We start from the raw sequence: 14,687 nt of genomic DNA on the forward strand, positions 1-14,687 counted from the left end.
TTTTCATATTAATATTTTGTTGGTGGTTTTAAGATGAAAAAAGGTCGAATTATATATCATGTTGATATGAATAGCTTCTATGCCTCGGTTGAAATGGCTTATAATCCCAAATTGAAAGGAAAGCCTGTAGCAATTGCAGGAAATCCAGAAGAAAGAAGGGGGATTGTCGTCACGAGCAGTTACGAGGCAAGAGCAAAAGGTGTCAAAACGACGATGCCTTTGTGGCAAGCTTTCCAGCATTGCCCTGAGTTAATCGTCTTAAAACCAAATTTTGATCGATATAGAGAAGCGTCACGTCATATGTTTTCTATTCTTTCAGAAGTCACACCGATTGTTCAACCAGTATCCATAGATGAAGGGTATATGGATGTGACAGATTATGTCGGTAGTCAAAATCCAATAAAACTTGCAGAGGAATTGCAAAAGCGAGTTTTAAATGAACTAGATCTCCCATCTAGCATTGGAATCGCGCCTAATAAGTTTTTGGCCAAAATGGCATCTGATATGAAAAAACCTTTAGGGATTACCGTTCTTAGAAAACGAGAAATTAAGGAAAAATTATGGAAGTTATCTATTGGTGAAATGTATGGTGTTGGCCAAAAAACGGCTGATAAATTAAAGAAGCTTGATATTGAAACGATTGGTGACCTTGCATTAAAAGATGTGATGACACTAAAAAATTTATTAGGGATAAACGGTGAGAGGCTACATCAAAGAGCAAATGGTATAGACGATCGCCCTGTGGACCCAGATGCCGTTAATGATTTTAAAAGTATCGGAAATTCTACAACACTCCCATATGACATGACAGACCAACAGGAGATTAATCGGATTTTTGATCAATTATCTGAAAAAGTTGCTGATCGAATGGAGAGAAAAGAAGTCGTCTCAGAAAATATTCAAATTATGATTCGTTATCATGACCGAAAAACAATTACTCGTAGCAGGCAATTACGTGAATTTGTTGAGACAAAACAAGAGATTAGTCAACTTGCTAAGCAACTATTTCAGCAACATTGGAATGAGGACCCTGTCAGACTTTTAGGAGTCACAGCCCAGCAATTAACCGCAAAAGATGAAATGTTTAAACAACTTGATTTGTTTAATTATGAGAAAGAGGCAGAGAAGGAAGAACTATACCTTACTGTGGATCAGTTAAAGGAAAAGTATGGAGACAATACTTTCGTAAAATTAAAAAGCCAGAGGCAGGCAAAAATGAGTACGAGCTTTCAAAAAGATTTTTTAAATGAATATAAAAATAACCAAAATAACTCCAAATGATCGTAATCACTTGGAGTTATTTTTGAGTTATTTAAATAATTTCTTTAGTATTTTTCGTCCCACTTTTGAATTAGGGTATCTAAACGCTAAGTCAAACGAAGTTGTTTGTTTCAGGACGCTTTTTTCGTGTGTAAACGCATCAAAACTATATTTACCATGATATTTACCAATCCCACTCGTACCAATTCCTCCAAATGGAAGTTGGTTATTACCGAGGTGCATAATTGTGTCGTTTATACACCCACCGCCAAACGAGATGTTCTTTATAGCCCATTCTTGTTTTTTTTCATTTTCTGAGAAGAAGTATAAGGCTAATGGGTTACGAGAATGTTCGATATGATCATGAATTTCTTCTAGATTTTCATACGTTAGAATTGGAAGAATAGGTCCAAAAATTTCATCGTGCATCATCTTTGAAGTCCAATCAACGTTATCAACTAAAGTAGGATTAATTTGCCTATTCGTTCTGTCCGACTTTCCACCGTAAACGATTTTACCCTGATCCAAATAGCTCACTAAGCGATCAAAATGAGCATCATTTACAATCTTAGAGAAATCTCCGCTTTGCATAGGGTCTTCTGAATACATTTTTTCAATTTCTTTTTTCAAGTGGTCAATTAAAGGTTGTTTGATATCTCGATGTACTAATAAATAATCGGGTGCAACACAAGTTTGACCCGCATTGACAAACTTACCCCAAGTAATCCGCCTTGCTGCATATTCTAATTTGGCATCTTTGTCCACGATACAAGGACTTTTACCGCCTAATTCTAGTGTGACTGGGATGAGTTGTTGACTCGCTTTTTCCATAATAATTTTCCCAACATTTACACTACCAGTAAAGAAGATAAAGTCTAAAGGTTGCTCAAGAAGCTCTTGACTTACTTCCTTATCTCCTTGAACGACAGTTATATATTTTTCTTCGAATGTTTCTGTAATCATTTCTTTAATTAATTCGCTCGTATAAGGTGTTAGTTCAGATGGTTTTATAATGGCTGTATTACCAGCGGCAATGGCACCAATTAGTGGAGCTATTGCCAGGTGTAATGGATAATTCCAAGGACTAATAATTAATGTTACACCATATGGCTGTTTATAGATTAAACTTTTAGCTCCTTTATGGGTCGTTGGAGTTTTAACCTTTTTAGGTTGCATCCATTCACGTAAATGTTTAATCGTATAATTTATTTCTTGTTGCAAGAATCCAAACTCAGTTGTTAAAACTTCATAACTCGACTTATTTAAGTCTTTGTGCAACGATTCATATATTCTAGGTTCATAACGGTTAAGCATTTCTTGTAATTTTTGAAGTTGGTGAATTCGATACGTATAGGTCATTGTTTTCCCAGCTCGAAACATCGTCTTTTGATTTTGAACTAGCGTTTGAATATCGGTCATACTCATCACCCCTCCTTTTGAACCGTGTAAGTATATAAGTCTTTTGCATAGATTGTATTTGGAAGCACGTCATTAACTTTGTCTAATTCTTTTTCTAAGTCATGATCTTGATAACGAGATGAGACGTGATTTAATATTAATTGTTTTACATTGGCTTTCTTTGCAAGTTCGGCTGCTTGAATACTCGTTGAGTGGTTATAGTCTTTTGCTAAAGCTCGGTCTTCATCCGTAAAAGTCGCTTCATGAATTAGTAGGTCCGAATCATAAATAGATTCTATAATTTCTTCGGTTGGAAGTGTGTCACCTAATATAGACACTTTCTTTCCTTTAATTATTGGGCCTGTCACATCTTCTCTATAAATGGTTTGTCCATCTGGCAGCGTTATTTTCTCATGGTTTTTAATGTCTTGATAGATCGGTCCAGGCTTAATTCCTAATTCTTTTAATTTATTTGGTAATAGATGACCAACTGAATCCTTTTCTTCAATAATAAAACCATAAGAAGGCACACCATGTTTTAATCGTAATGACTTTACGATAACGTGCTCATCTTCAAAGAGTATATTTGAATCAATCGATTTGAAAACAATCGGATATTTTAAATGAGTCTCACTTACTTTAAGGCTCAGTTCAATAAATTCTTTTAAACGGGGTGGCCCGTATATCTCTAATGGTGTTGTCCCTTCTTGGAAGGATCTGCTACTGAGGAGACCTGGAAGACCAAAAATATGATCACCATGCATATGCGTAATAAATATTTTAGAGATTTTTCTAGGTTTGATTTTAGAATGTAAGATTTGATGTTGTGTGGCTTCACCACAATCAAATAACCATACTTCGTCACGTTGTTGAAGCATGGATAAAGCAAGTGATGAGACATTCCTCTTTTTTGACGGTACCCCAGAACCTGTACCGATAAACGTGATCTCCACGGTTAAATAGCCTCCCATCTAATCTATATTAATTTTGTTTTTAATTTAGGGTTTATGTTTCTTCATAATATCAGGAACATCGCTAAATATGCCATCTGCTTCCATTGTGACACATTTTTTCATTGTACTCACGCGATTAACTGTGAAGACACGGTAAGGAATGTTTTTGTCGAATAAAAGTTTGACCATTTTAGATGATAGTAAACGTGACTTGAAGTGTAATGCATTTGCACCTATATCGTCTAATACTTCATCCACTTTTCCTAACTGTATATTGGTTAATAGAGCGAGTTCTATATCGTCATTAATGTCTCGCAAACGTTTAATCGTATTTGGATTATAACTAGAAATAATAGTCCGATCGATAACATTATACTCGTTTATTAGATCCATCACGCGTTTTTCAATCGTTGGGTATTCAATGACATTTGTCTTAAGTTCAACATTAATGAGTAAGTCCCTATTTTGAATCCATTGTAAAAATTCTTTTAGTGACATAATAGGGGTATGTATATAGTGTTTAGAAAACCAGTAACCAGCATCAAATTCTTGTAATTCGTCTAATGTGTAATTTTGGACGAATCCGGTTCCATTAGTTGTTCGTCTAATGTTTTCATCATGAATAATTACGGGAATTAAATCTTTAGTTAGTTGGACGTCTAATTCAATCCCGTCAGCCCCTAATTGCTCAGCTAGCTCAAAAGCTGGCAATGTATTCTCAGGTGCATATTGGCTGGCACCTCGATGTGCGAACACTTTTGTAGAGATAATGGCCACCTCTTTCTATATGGTCATATTAATAATTACGATAAAAAATATATAAATCCTGTCATTTCTTTTATGATTGTGGTTTATTACGCATAAAAAGTCAATTGAATTCAAGGAAAAAGTGGGTGGAGAAGCTTGTTAAACTTAACTTGAATAAATCTAATTTCATAACATGAATGTAAAGTGTTTTTGTAGTATAATAAAAATGAATACCTATTCAGTGGAGGCTACAAAATGACTGAACAAACAATACATCAAATAACATTACCTACCCCTTACGCTGTCGGGGATGTCCATCTTTATGTTGTCATAGATGAAGCGGTTACCTTAATTGATGCAGGCGTTCATACCGATGAAGCATGGGAAGTCTTTAAAGGAGAGCTTAAAAAGCTTAATTTAACAATTCATGATATTGATCAAGTTGTGCTGACACATCATCATCCTGATCATATAGGATTAGTTGGGCGATTAGACCACGTTGATCGAATTTATGGAGATGAATTAGTTCATACTTGGTTAACCCGTGATCAAGCTTATTTTGATCATTATTTGGATTTCTTTAATCAAATGTATGAAAAATGGGGAGTACCTGAGCCATTTCGTATTATTCATAAATCATTATCTCAGACTTTGAAATTTTCAACTGAAGGGGCGTTAACGGATGTGTTAACAGAAGGTGATGCTATTCCAGGGTTATCTGACTTTATAACGTTAGAAACACCCGGTCATGCTGAAAGCCACCTTTCATTTTATAATTCTAAAACAGGTGATTTCTTAGGCGGCGACTTTTTAATTAAGCATATTTCATCTAACCCTTTGTTAGAGCCACCTAGAACAAAGGGAAAGGAGCGCCCTAAGCCATTACTTCATTATCGCGATTCGATGAAAAAGGTTTTGGACTATAATTTTTCCAGTATTTACCCAGGGCACGGGGAGATTTTTTCCGGCCATCATTCATTAATTTTAGACCGGTTAGCTAAACAGGAAAAACGTGCTTATAAAGTTCTTGATTTTCTAAAAGAAAAGCCGGCAACACCTTTTGAAGTTTGTCAATTTTTATTCCCGAAACATTATGAGCGTCAATTCGGTCTCACCATGTCTGAGACGGTCGGCCAATTAGACTATTTAATGGATGTGGGTGAAATAGTTGAGCAACAAGATTCAGGCACCAGCTATTTCGCACCTAAGTACGTTATAACCAAAGAATGAGGATGAGTCAAAGGGTGCCAAAGACAAACTGTAAGTTGGATTAGTTGAAATATTAATTAAGCGTAGTCAAAATGCGTAGACTCCTGCAGGAATAGCACGAGCTGAAAATCACGCAAAACGAACGGAAGTGAGTTTTGGGAAGTTGAAGCCGTGCCTGCGGAAAGTGGAGCATTTTGACGGAGCGTAATAGGAAACTCCGTACTTTGCTTCAAAGCACTTAATCAAAGTACGGAGTTTCTATCAATTTAAATTCTATTGTCCCAGTTCATTTTACATCTATCAGATCATGAAATAAGATCCACTGCTGATGTTGTGGGGTTTGGAGTAATAGCCGTTGTGTTAATGAGTCAACCTGCACGATGACCCCAGAAATGATTTGGCTTTGGTAAGGGTCAAACAGGGTTAATTGAACAAGTGATTGGTCGTATAAAGCTTTTTGAATACGTTGTTCTAGCCACTCGATTTCCTGTTCATCTAGTTGTGGTTTCGTTTGTTGTCTTATTCGTTGTTGATGGTGTTCAATTAATTCTTTATGCTCTGGTAGCATCATTCGACTAGATTCCCATAGTAAGTTATGGCCGCGTGTTAATTTATTAGGTTGCATGATGTCCCTCCTTATTTATAGTGACCACCGATTTTTTGAGCACGGTCAAACACTTGCCCTGCTTCTTGTAAAGAAGAGGCGCGTACAATGGCTGTTTGCCCAAACTTCTTTCGAATATCATCCATAGCCTTGCTTAGTTGATCTTTTTCAACGGAAGGGTTAAACAGGCTGAGTTGATAAACATCTGCTGATTGTAACTGCGATAAAGTTACACCAACGCTTCGGACCGGGAGTCCATCCCAATGTTTATTTAATAGCTGCAGGGCAGCATGAAACAAATCCATTCCGTAGTTAGTCGGGGATGTCAGTTTGATTTGTCGGTGAAATCCTGTCGGGTCATTAACATTAGCCCCACGTAACCCAAGGGACAAAGTGTGTCCGCGGTAATTTTTAGCCCTCGCACGCTTAGCAACTTCCTCACTTAATTCTAATAAGACGATTTTAATATCTTCTAACGTTTCATAATCTCTTGGCAATGTCATGTGATGCCCGACGGCTTTTTGGCCGTTATGAGTTTGTGTGCTGACAGGTGAGTAATCGATACCGTTAGCAATATTCGAAAGCACTTCACCGTTAATTCCCCAACGTTTCTTTAAATATTGGACAGGGTAGTTGGCAAGGTCACCGATCGTTTGAATCCCCATACGACTAAAATGCTTTTCCATACGACTTCCGACACCAAACATTTTTCCGACCGGAAGTTTCCACATCGTATCTTTCATATGGTGATGCGTAAGCTCAAAGATTCCTTGTTCATTTTTCTTAGCAAAAGCATCACAGGCAATCTTCGCTAAAACTTTGTTGGGTCCTATTCCAACACGTGCATAAACACCGAGTTCCTCTTGAATTTCGTCCTGAATGTTATGAGCAACTGTATAACGATCCCCAAACAATCGCTCCGTTCCTGTTAAATCTAGAAATTGTTCATCAACTGAAAAGACTTCGACTTGATCTGTAAACCGTTCAAGGATTTGAGTGATTTGGTAAGATAACTCAATATATAATTTCATTCTAGGCCGAACGATGATGAGGTCAGGGCATTTTTGCTGTGCCTGCCAGAGAGCTTCAGCTGTCTCCACATCATACTGTTTGGCAATCGGGCATGCCGCTAATATAATCCCGCTTCTTCGCTCTGGGTCTCCAGCTACAACAACTGGGTGGTCTTGCAGCTTTGGATTCGCCGATTTTTCAACGGAAGCGTAAAATGATTGCATATCAACTAAAAAAATTAATTTGTTGTCCATATAATCCTCTCCAACAGAACTTATGTTCGTGATATTATTATATACGAACGTTTGTTCTTTTATCAATAGAAATTTATGACAACAAAAACTCGCTACCCGAAAATCGAGTAGCGAGTTAAGTTATATGCGATGATTTTGATATATATTTGCTTTTGTAATTTGTTTTAAACGTTCATAAGTTTCATTAGAAATTTGAGCTTCTTGATAAGCACGTACATTATCGATGACTTGTTGCGAGTCGCTTGCACCTAACACTAAACTTGATAAGGTTGGATGTTTCAAAGCATACCCAATAGCTAATGCTTGAGGAGATATGCCTGACTCATGAGCTAAGTCTTGTAAAGAGGTAATCGCAGATTTAAGTTCATTTCCGTTATAATCTAAAAAGCCGTCTTGACCTTTCTTTTGCCATTGTGTTTGACCATGGTGAGTTAACATGCCTTTTCCTAAGGCGCCTCTTGCAACAACACCAATTTGATGTTCTTTTAATAATTCCAATATTTCTTCCTCAGGTCGACGGTCTAATAAACTGTATTGCATCATAACACTGGTAATGTTAGATTTTTCAACGAATTTCTTGATGACATTAGGTCTAATAGAAGAGATTCCATAATAACGAATTAACCCATCTTGTTGTAGCTCCTCAAACGCTTCAATCACTTCATCAGTTGGGTCATCAATTGTTCCGCCGTGCAACTGGTATAGATCAATATAATCGAGACCAAGGCGTTGAAGACTGTTTTTGAACGCTTCTTTTAGATAAGACTTAGATGGATCCCAATACCAACCTTCTTGTCCAGGTTCAAAATGGTTTCCACCTTTAGTTGCTATCATGACTTGATCACGCTTACCTTTAATCGCTTGACCGACTATTTTTTCGTTTTCACCAAAATCATATAAATCAGCAGTATCTAAATAATTAATCCCTTGATCAAGTGCTGTTTGAATAATGTTTTCAGCCTGTTTCACATTGGTACCTAAATTCATACAGCCAAGACTAATTTCGGACACTTTTAAATTAGAATGTCCTAATGTTCTTTTTTGGATCATCATCATGCCTCCTTCTTTAATCTATTTTAGTATAACAATTAGGGAAGACAAACGATAAGTCTGTATATGCTACAATGGGGGTTAGAAAGGGGATCTGTATGTCGAAGAAATTTGAAGAGAAAACCATTAATACTGAAACTATTTATGAAGGCAAAGTGATAGATGTCAAAATCGATGATGTTGAATTACCAAATGGCCAAACGTCCAAACGAGAGTTAGTCGAGCATCCAGGAGCTGTTGCAATTATTGCTGTTACCGAAGCCGATAAAATCGTCATGGTAGAGCAATACCGAAAAGCATTAGAAAAAAGTATTATTGAGATTCCTGCAGGTAAACTAGAATCAGGTGAACAGCCTGAGGTTACGGCTAGAAGAGAACTAGAGGAAGAGACAGGTTATCAAGCGGAATCCCTTGATTTCGTTGTTTCATATTATACATCGCCTGGATTTGCTAATGAGATTATTTACGTTTTCGAAGCAAGAGGGCTTAATGAAGTTGAGAACAAATTAGATGGTGATGACGATGAATTTGTCGAGTTAATTGAAGTGAGTATAGAAGAAGCATTAGAATTAATTCGATCACAACGAATTCACGATGCAAAAACGATTCATGCCATTTATTACTTAATGCAAAAAGAAGGATGAGGCTTGTGACGTTAAACAGCTATTTTGCGGACCTACATGTTCATATCGGAAGAACTATTCGCAACAATCCGGTGAAAATTTCTGCGTCCAATCATTTAACGATCTTTAATATTTTTCATTATGTCAGTGAGAAGAAAGGGCTGGACCTAGTTGGAGTCATAGACGCCCATGTCCCTGAAGTATTAGAAGAAATCGACTTATTAATCAACCAACAAGCATGTGTCGAACTGAATGGTGGGGGGATCTCTAATGGTTCTGTCACGATGTTGTTAGGTTCAGAGATCGAGCTTTATGATGAAAATTGTTCAGGTCCTATTCATGTGTTGTGTTTTTTACCTACATTAAAGAGGATGAAGGAATTCTCTCTTTGGTATCAGCAATATGTTAAAAACGAAACACTAAGTTCTCAACGAATGTATATTGAAGCCCCTGTACTACAGAAAAAAGTTAAGAGTATGGACGGCTTATTTATTCCAGCACACGTTTTTACACCCTTTAAGAGTTTATATGGAAAAGGGGTTCAGTACAGTCTAACTGAGGTTTTTGACCCAAATTTAATAGATGGTGTGGAACTAGGACTAAGCTCAGACACATCAATGGCAGATACGATCTCTGAATTGGAAAGCTATGTCTTTTTAACGAACTCAGATGCTCATTCTCTTGAGAAAATAGGTAGGGAATATCAAGAAATCAAAATGAAAGAACCTTCATTTGAGGAATTTAGAAGCGTGCTTTCCGAATCAGGTGAGCGAACCGTCGTTGCCAATTATGGGATGAACCCATTGTTAGGGAAGTATTATACGACGATTTGTAGAGGATGTGGTAGTCGCATTCAATATGCACCAACTTGCCCGCATTGTCAGTCGAAGAAAATTATAAAAGGTGTAAGTGAGAGAATCCAGGAAGTTAGTCAAGATCACCAACTTTCACAAAGGCCAAGGCCACCGTACATTCATCAAGTGCCTTTAGAGTATATTCCAGGGTTAGGTCCAAAAACGCTAGAGAAAATGAGGAAAGAATTACATCATGATATGTATATTATTCATAAGGCAAGTGAAGAGCAGTTACTAGCGATTAGTCCTAGGGTATTAGCTGACCGAATTTTACAGCTTAGACATGGTGAACTTGAAATTAACCCTGGTGGAGGAGGCACATATGGAAGTGTAAAACTTCCTGATCGTGAAAATTAAATTTGGTTGATTCTATTGGTTCTACTTTCATTTCTATCGACATAGGATTTTACTAGAGTTAGAAATGAATGGAGGAACCGGGATGAAACGTTGGTTAAAAGGGTCGTCCTACACATTGGAGCCATATATCAGTCTATACGTATTTTTATTTGTTTTATTTGTCATTGGTGTAATGTTTGGAGCAGGGTTGGTTGGAAGCTTGAGTTTTTTACAGAAGCAAGATTTGCTATTTTTTGTTGAACAGTTTTTTCACTCATTTACCGAATCAGATCGACAATATAGTTTACAAGAACTATTTAGCACTTTTTGGACACATGGCAAGTATGTCACGTTTCTCTTTTTGTTTGGTTTATCCTTTATTGGCCTGCCCGTTGTATGGTTTTTATTATTTTTAAAAGGCATTGTCATTGGTTTTACGGTAGGCTTTTTAGTTAATCAATTATCGTGGCAGGGATTTTTTATTTCCATCACATCCGTTGCACCACAAAATTTACTCATTGTACCGGCTTATTTATTAATTGTTGCAAGTAGTATGATTTTCTGTATACATGTTATGAAAATGCTATTTGCTAAGGGAAAAAGTTATTATACGATTGGCCAGGCTGTTTCACTATATTTTAGAAGTTATTTAATAGCTTTATTGATCGTTCTTGGTGGATCAATTGTTGAAGCGTTTATCTCGTCTCAAATCATGTATTGGATTATAAAATAAATTATTAAATAATAATAATTATAAAGTGTTAATTATAATCATTTTAATTTGACACTATTCCCCCTGTTACTTATAATGATAATGAGTAGTTCAGAGGGGGGGATACTAGTGGAAAACCGCATTGAAAAAATAAAAAAACAATTGCATTCTCAAAGCTATAAATTAACACCACAACGAGAAGCCACTGTACGTGTGTTATTAGAACACGAAGAAGATCATTTGAGTGCGGAAGATGTTTACCTCCTCGTAAAAGAAAAGTCACCTGAAATTGGTCTTGCAACGGTTTATCGTACATTAGAATTACTATCAGAGCTTAAAGTGGTTGATAAAATTAATTTCGGTGATGGCGTTTCACGGTATGATTTAAGAAAAGAAGGGGCCGAACATTTTCACCACCATCTTGTTTGTGTGGAATGTGGTTCTGTACAAGAAATAGAAGAAGATTTATTAGGTGATGTCGAAGAAACAATTGAATCGCAATGGGAATTTCAAGTAAAAGACCACCGTTTAACATTTCATGGCATTTGCAAACAATGTCAAAATAATGGGAACGAATAGACCTACATAGAGCGACCTTTTTTCATCAGGAAAAAAGGTTTTTTTGTTTAAACATTGTTCACGGGAACCAAACGGTTTATGTTAAATATACCAATCACCTAGTTCAGGAGGATGAATGATGGATGATGCCGTAAATGATTTTCTTCACTTTTTACAAATCGAAAAGGGATTAGCGACTAATTCCATTGCTTCTTATCGACGGGATTTAAATCAATACAATCAATATATGAAAGAAGTTGAGGAGATTACTGATCCAGTTCTTATTGAAAGAGCTCATATACGCGCTTTTTTAAAATACTTAGATGAAGCGGGGAAATCTTCATCTAGTTTAGCACGTATGATATCAACCCTAAGATCTTTTCATCGCTTCTTAATTCAAGAGTATGACTTAAGACACGATGCAACTCTACATATTCATACACCGAAAAAAGAGCGTAAATTACCTCAAGTACTATCTAATCGAGATGTCGATAAGTTGTTAGATTTACCTGGTGATGATCCACTTACGATACGTAATCGAGCCATGCTAGAGATGTTATATGCAACCGGTTTAAGAATTTCAGAATTATTATCGCTTAAGTTTAATGATTTGCATTTGTTAATGGGATTTGTAAGGGTTGTAGGTAAGGGAGGTAAAGAGCGCATTGTACCTCTCGGGAAGCATGCCCAGAAAGCATTAGAGGAGTATGTTGAATTTGCACGACCGACCTTTATAAAAAAGGAAAATGTAGATGCTTTATTCGTTAACCATAGAGGCTCTCCAATGTCCAGGCAAGGGTTTTGGAAAGTCTTGAAAAAAATCGCAGTGGAAAAAGGAATTAAAACGCCTTTGACACCGCATACATTAAGACATTCCTTTGCCACACATTTGTTAGAAAATGGTGCAGATTTACGTGCAGTTCAAGAAATGTTAGGCCATGCCGACATTTCAACGACTCAAATTTATACCCATGTTTCAAAAACTCGGATGAAAGATATTTATCAAAATTACCATCCAAGGGCATGATATGTTATAGTTTTTTAATTGTGGGTACTTGTAATTTAGAATTTTGTATTTAACGGAGGTAGAATCATCATGAACGAATCATTTAAACGCGTATTTTTAGTAGTTATGGATTCAGTTGGAATTGGCGAAGCGCCAGATGCGAAAGACTTTAATGATGAAGGGGCGGACACATTAGGCCATATCGCTGAGCATATGCAAGGTCTGACGATGCCCAATATGGCATCATTAGGTCTGAGTAATATTAGAGAAATAAAAGGAATTAGCCCAGCTGAGCAACCAAAAGCTCATTATACTAAAATGCAAGAAGCATCCGTTGGTAAGGATACGATGACTGGTCACTGGGAGATCATGGGCTTGCGTATGAACCAACCGTTCCGTACATTTCCAGAAGGTTTTCCGGATGATCTAGTTCAACAAATAGAAGAAAAAACAGGTCGTAAAGTAATTGGAAATAAACCAGCTTCTGGAACAAAGATTATTGAAGAGCTTGGTAAAGAACATATGGATACAGGTGCCTTAATTGTTTATACATCAGCAGACCCTGTTCTTCAAATTGCAGCACATGAGGAAGTAGTTCCTCTAGAAGAATTATATGAAATTTGTGAGACTGTTCGTGAGATGACGAAGGATGAACCGTACATGATTGGTCGAATTATCGCAAGACCATTCGTCGGGGAACCTGGAGACTTTAATCGTACATCCAATCGTCATGATTATGCGTTAAAACCTTTTGGTAGAACCGTTATGAGTGAAATGAAAGATGAAAATTACGATGTCATTGCCTTAGGTAAAATTAGTGACATTTATGACGGAGAAGGTATTACAGAAGCTATTCGTACAAAAGATAACAATGATGGTATGGATAAATTGTTAAACAGTTTAGATCAATCCTTCCATGGCCTTAGCTTCTTAAACCTTGTAGATTTTGATGCAAAATATGGACATCGTCGTGATCCGCAAGGCTATGGTGAAGCATTAGAAGAATTTGATCGTCAATTACCAGAAGTGTTGGACAAAATTGGGGATGAAGATCTACTAATAATTACTGCTGATCATGGGAACGACCCTATACACCACGGTACGGATCACACACGTGAATATGTACCATTATTGGTGTATCACAATGGTATTAAAGAAGGTAAAGAACTACCACTTCGTCAAACTTTCTCAGATATCGGTGCGACGATTGCGGACAACTTTGATGTTAAAGCACCAAAACACGGTCAAAGTTTCTTAGATGATATTAAGTAAAGGGAGTTATTATAGTGATTGAACAAATTAACGAAACTAAGTCTTATATTGAACAACAACTTAACGATTTCAAACCTGATATTGGACTTATCTTAGGCTCAGGTCTAGGGATTTTAGCAGATGAAATTGAAAACCCAACAACGATTGCTTATAAAGAAATTCCGCACTTTCCAACTTCAACGGTATCTGGCCACAAAGGTCAATTAGTGATTGGAAACTTACAAGGCAAAAACGTCATCGCTATGCAAGGGCGCTTTCATTACTATGAAGGCTACGAAATGAATCAAGTGACATTTCCAGTGCGTGTCATGAAAGCGCTAGGTGTTGAAAAACTGGTTGTAACTAATGCTGCTGGCGGAATTAATGAATCATTTAATCCAGGTGACTTAATGATCATTAATGATCATATCAATATGATGGGTGATAATCCTTTAATCGGCCCAAATGATGATGATTTAGGTCCACGATTCCCAGATATGTCACAAGCTTATAATCGTGAATTAATTCAATTAGCAAAGCAATGTGGCGAAGATTTAAACTTAGAATTACGTGAAGGGGTTTATGTTGGAAATACAGGTCCAACTTATGAAACAGGTAGTGAAGTTAAAATGCTTCGTACACTTGGCGGTGATGCGGTAGGCATGTCGACAGTTCCAGAGGTTATTGTCGCGAACCATGCCGGAATAGACGTATTAGGTATTTCGTGTATTTCAAACATGGCTGCAGGAATTTTAGACCAACCGTTATCACACGATGAAGTCATTGAGACGACTGAAAAAGTTCGTGAAGATTTCATTAAGCTTGTTAGACATGTAGTTGAAAAGATGAATTAAATGGAGT

15 protein-coding genes are annotated in these 14,687 nt (G+C 36.9%); 9 read left to right on the forward strand and 6 right to left on the reverse strand.

The genetic code is table 11. The features are described 5' to 3' along the window. Positions 1-33: 33 nt before the first annotated feature. Positions 34-1,281 carry a DNA polymerase IV gene (locus EDC24_RS02835; protein WP_124219568.1) on the forward strand — a complete coding sequence of 416 codons (1,248 nt, stop codon included), beginning with the start codon at positions 34-36 and terminating at the stop codon, positions 1,279-1,281. Between the two features lie 27 nt (positions 1,282-1,308). Here EDC24_RS02835 and EDC24_RS02840 read toward each other — a convergent pair whose 3' ends face one another. The 3 genes from EDC24_RS02840 to EDC24_RS02850 are packed head-to-tail and all read right to left on the reverse strand — an operon-like array spanning position 1,309 to position 4,367. After that, positions 1,309-2,679, reverse strand: a complete 1,371-nt coding sequence (locus tag EDC24_RS02840) for an aldehyde dehydrogenase (RefSeq protein ID WP_211342331.1) — start codon at positions 2,677-2,679, stop codon at positions 1,309-1,311. Between the two features lie 5 nt (positions 2,680-2,684). Further along, on the reverse strand, positions 2,685-3,611 hold the full coding sequence (rnz, locus tag EDC24_RS02845) for a ribonuclease Z (RefSeq protein ID WP_124219571.1): 927 nt from the start codon (positions 3,609-3,611) through the stop codon (positions 2,685-2,687). Between the two features lie 45 nt (positions 3,612-3,656). Next, positions 3,657-4,367 (reverse strand): glycerophosphodiester phosphodiesterase, encoded by a 711-nt coding sequence (locus EDC24_RS02850; RefSeq protein ID WP_245997946.1) that lies wholly within the window; start codon positions 4,365-4,367, stop codon positions 3,657-3,659. Positions 4,368-4,613: 246 nt separating this feature from the next. Between EDC24_RS02850 and EDC24_RS02855 the strand changes: the two genes are divergently transcribed. After that, the gene (locus EDC24_RS02855) at positions 4,614-5,588 is read left to right on the forward strand and encodes an MBL fold metallo-hydrolase (RefSeq protein ID WP_124219573.1); all 975 of its coding nucleotides are present in this window, start codon (positions 4,614-4,616) and stop codon (positions 5,586-5,588) included. A 265-nt stretch (positions 5,589-5,853) separates the two neighbouring features. Here EDC24_RS02855 and EDC24_RS02860 read toward each other — a convergent pair whose 3' ends face one another. The 3 genes from EDC24_RS02860 to EDC24_RS02870 form a co-directional block, all read right to left on the reverse strand. After that, the gene (locus tag EDC24_RS02860; RefSeq protein WP_124219575.1) at positions 5,854-6,192 is read right to left on the reverse strand and encodes a YolD-like family protein; all 339 of its coding nucleotides are present in this window, start codon (positions 6,190-6,192) and stop codon (positions 5,854-5,856) included. A gap of 11 nt (positions 6,193-6,203) precedes the next feature. Further along, positions 6,204-7,436, reverse strand: coding sequence for a DNA polymerase IV (locus EDC24_RS02865; protein ID WP_124219576.1), 1,233 nt, complete (start codon positions 7,434-7,436; stop codon positions 6,204-6,206). A 120-nt stretch (positions 7,437-7,556) separates the two neighbouring features. Beyond that, complete coding sequence (locus EDC24_RS02870; protein ID WP_124220361.1) at positions 7,557-8,483, reverse strand: aldo/keto reductase; 927 nt, start codon at positions 8,481-8,483, stop codon at positions 7,557-7,559. 101 nt (positions 8,484-8,584) lie between these two features. Between EDC24_RS02870 and EDC24_RS02875 the strand changes: the two genes are divergently transcribed. From EDC24_RS02875 to EDC24_RS02905, 7 genes are all read left to right on the forward strand, one after another. Continuing rightward, the gene (locus EDC24_RS02875; protein ID WP_124219578.1) at positions 8,585-9,130 is read left to right on the forward strand and encodes an NUDIX domain-containing protein; all 546 of its coding nucleotides are present in this window, start codon (positions 8,585-8,587) and stop codon (positions 9,128-9,130) included. Positions 9,131-9,201: 71 nt separating this feature from the next. Further along, entirely contained in the window at positions 9,202-10,320 is a 1,119-nt protein-coding gene (locus EDC24_RS02880) for an endonuclease Q family protein (RefSeq protein ID WP_342769338.1), read from the forward strand. Between the two features lie 82 nt (positions 10,321-10,402). Continuing rightward, complete coding sequence (gene spoIIM / locus EDC24_RS02885) at positions 10,403-11,032, forward strand: stage II sporulation protein M (protein WP_170158450.1); 630 nt, start codon at positions 10,403-10,405, stop codon at positions 11,030-11,032. A 108-nt stretch (positions 11,033-11,140) separates the two neighbouring features. Continuing rightward, the gene (gene fur / locus EDC24_RS02890) at positions 11,141-11,590 is read left to right on the forward strand and encodes a ferric iron uptake transcriptional regulator (RefSeq protein WP_124219583.1); all 450 of its coding nucleotides are present in this window, start codon (positions 11,141-11,143) and stop codon (positions 11,588-11,590) included. A gap of 118 nt (positions 11,591-11,708) precedes the next feature. After that, on the forward strand, positions 11,709-12,596 hold the full coding sequence (gene xerD, locus EDC24_RS02895; protein WP_124219585.1) for a site-specific tyrosine recombinase XerD: 888 nt from the start codon (positions 11,709-11,711) through the stop codon (positions 12,594-12,596). A 69-nt stretch (positions 12,597-12,665) separates the two neighbouring features. Beyond that, the gene (gene deoB, locus EDC24_RS02900; RefSeq protein ID WP_124219587.1) at positions 12,666-13,847 is read left to right on the forward strand and encodes a phosphopentomutase; all 1,182 of its coding nucleotides are present in this window, start codon (positions 12,666-12,668) and stop codon (positions 13,845-13,847) included. An 11-nt stretch (positions 13,848-13,858) separates the two neighbouring features. Then, complete coding sequence (locus EDC24_RS02905; protein WP_124219588.1) at positions 13,859-14,680, forward strand: purine-nucleoside phosphorylase; 822 nt, start codon at positions 13,859-13,861, stop codon at positions 14,678-14,680. Positions 14,681-14,687: the final 7 nt, after the last annotated feature.

This window comes from Aquisalibacillus elongatus, from assembly GCF_003843875.1.
GTDB lineage: Bacteria > Bacillota > Bacilli > Bacillales > Alkalibacillaceae > Aquisalibacillus > Aquisalibacillus elongatus.

Excerpts from the sequence above, each read along its gene's own strand:
- EDC24_RS02835 (WP_124219568.1), top strand. The coding sequence starts at position 34 with ATGAAAAAAGGTCGAATTATATATCATGTTGATATGAATAGCTTCTAT.
- EDC24_RS02840 (WP_211342331.1), bottom strand. The coding sequence starts at position 2,679 with ATGACCGATATTCAAACGCTAGTTCAAAATCAAAAGACGATGTTTCGA.
- EDC24_RS02855 (WP_124219573.1), top strand. The coding sequence starts at position 4,614 with ATGACTGAACAAACAATACATCAAATAACATTACCTACCCCTTACGCT.
- EDC24_RS02860 (WP_124219575.1), bottom strand. The coding sequence starts at position 6,192 with ATGCAACCTAATAAATTAACACGCGGCCATAACTTACTATGGGAATCT.
- EDC24_RS02865 (WP_124219576.1), bottom strand. The coding sequence starts at position 7,436 with ATGGACAACAAATTAATTTTTTTAGTTGATATGCAATCATTTTACGCT.
- EDC24_RS02875 (WP_124219578.1), top strand. The coding sequence starts at position 8,585 with ATGTCGAAGAAATTTGAAGAGAAAACCATTAATACTGAAACTATTTAT.
- spoIIM (WP_170158450.1), top strand. The coding sequence starts at position 10,403 with ATGAAACGTTGGTTAAAAGGGTCGTCCTACACATTGGAGCCATATATC.
- xerD (WP_124219585.1), top strand. The coding sequence starts at position 11,709 with ATGGATGATGCCGTAAATGATTTTCTTCACTTTTTACAAATCGAAAAG.
- deoB (WP_124219587.1), top strand. The coding sequence starts at position 12,666 with ATGAACGAATCATTTAAACGCGTATTTTTAGTAGTTATGGATTCAGTT.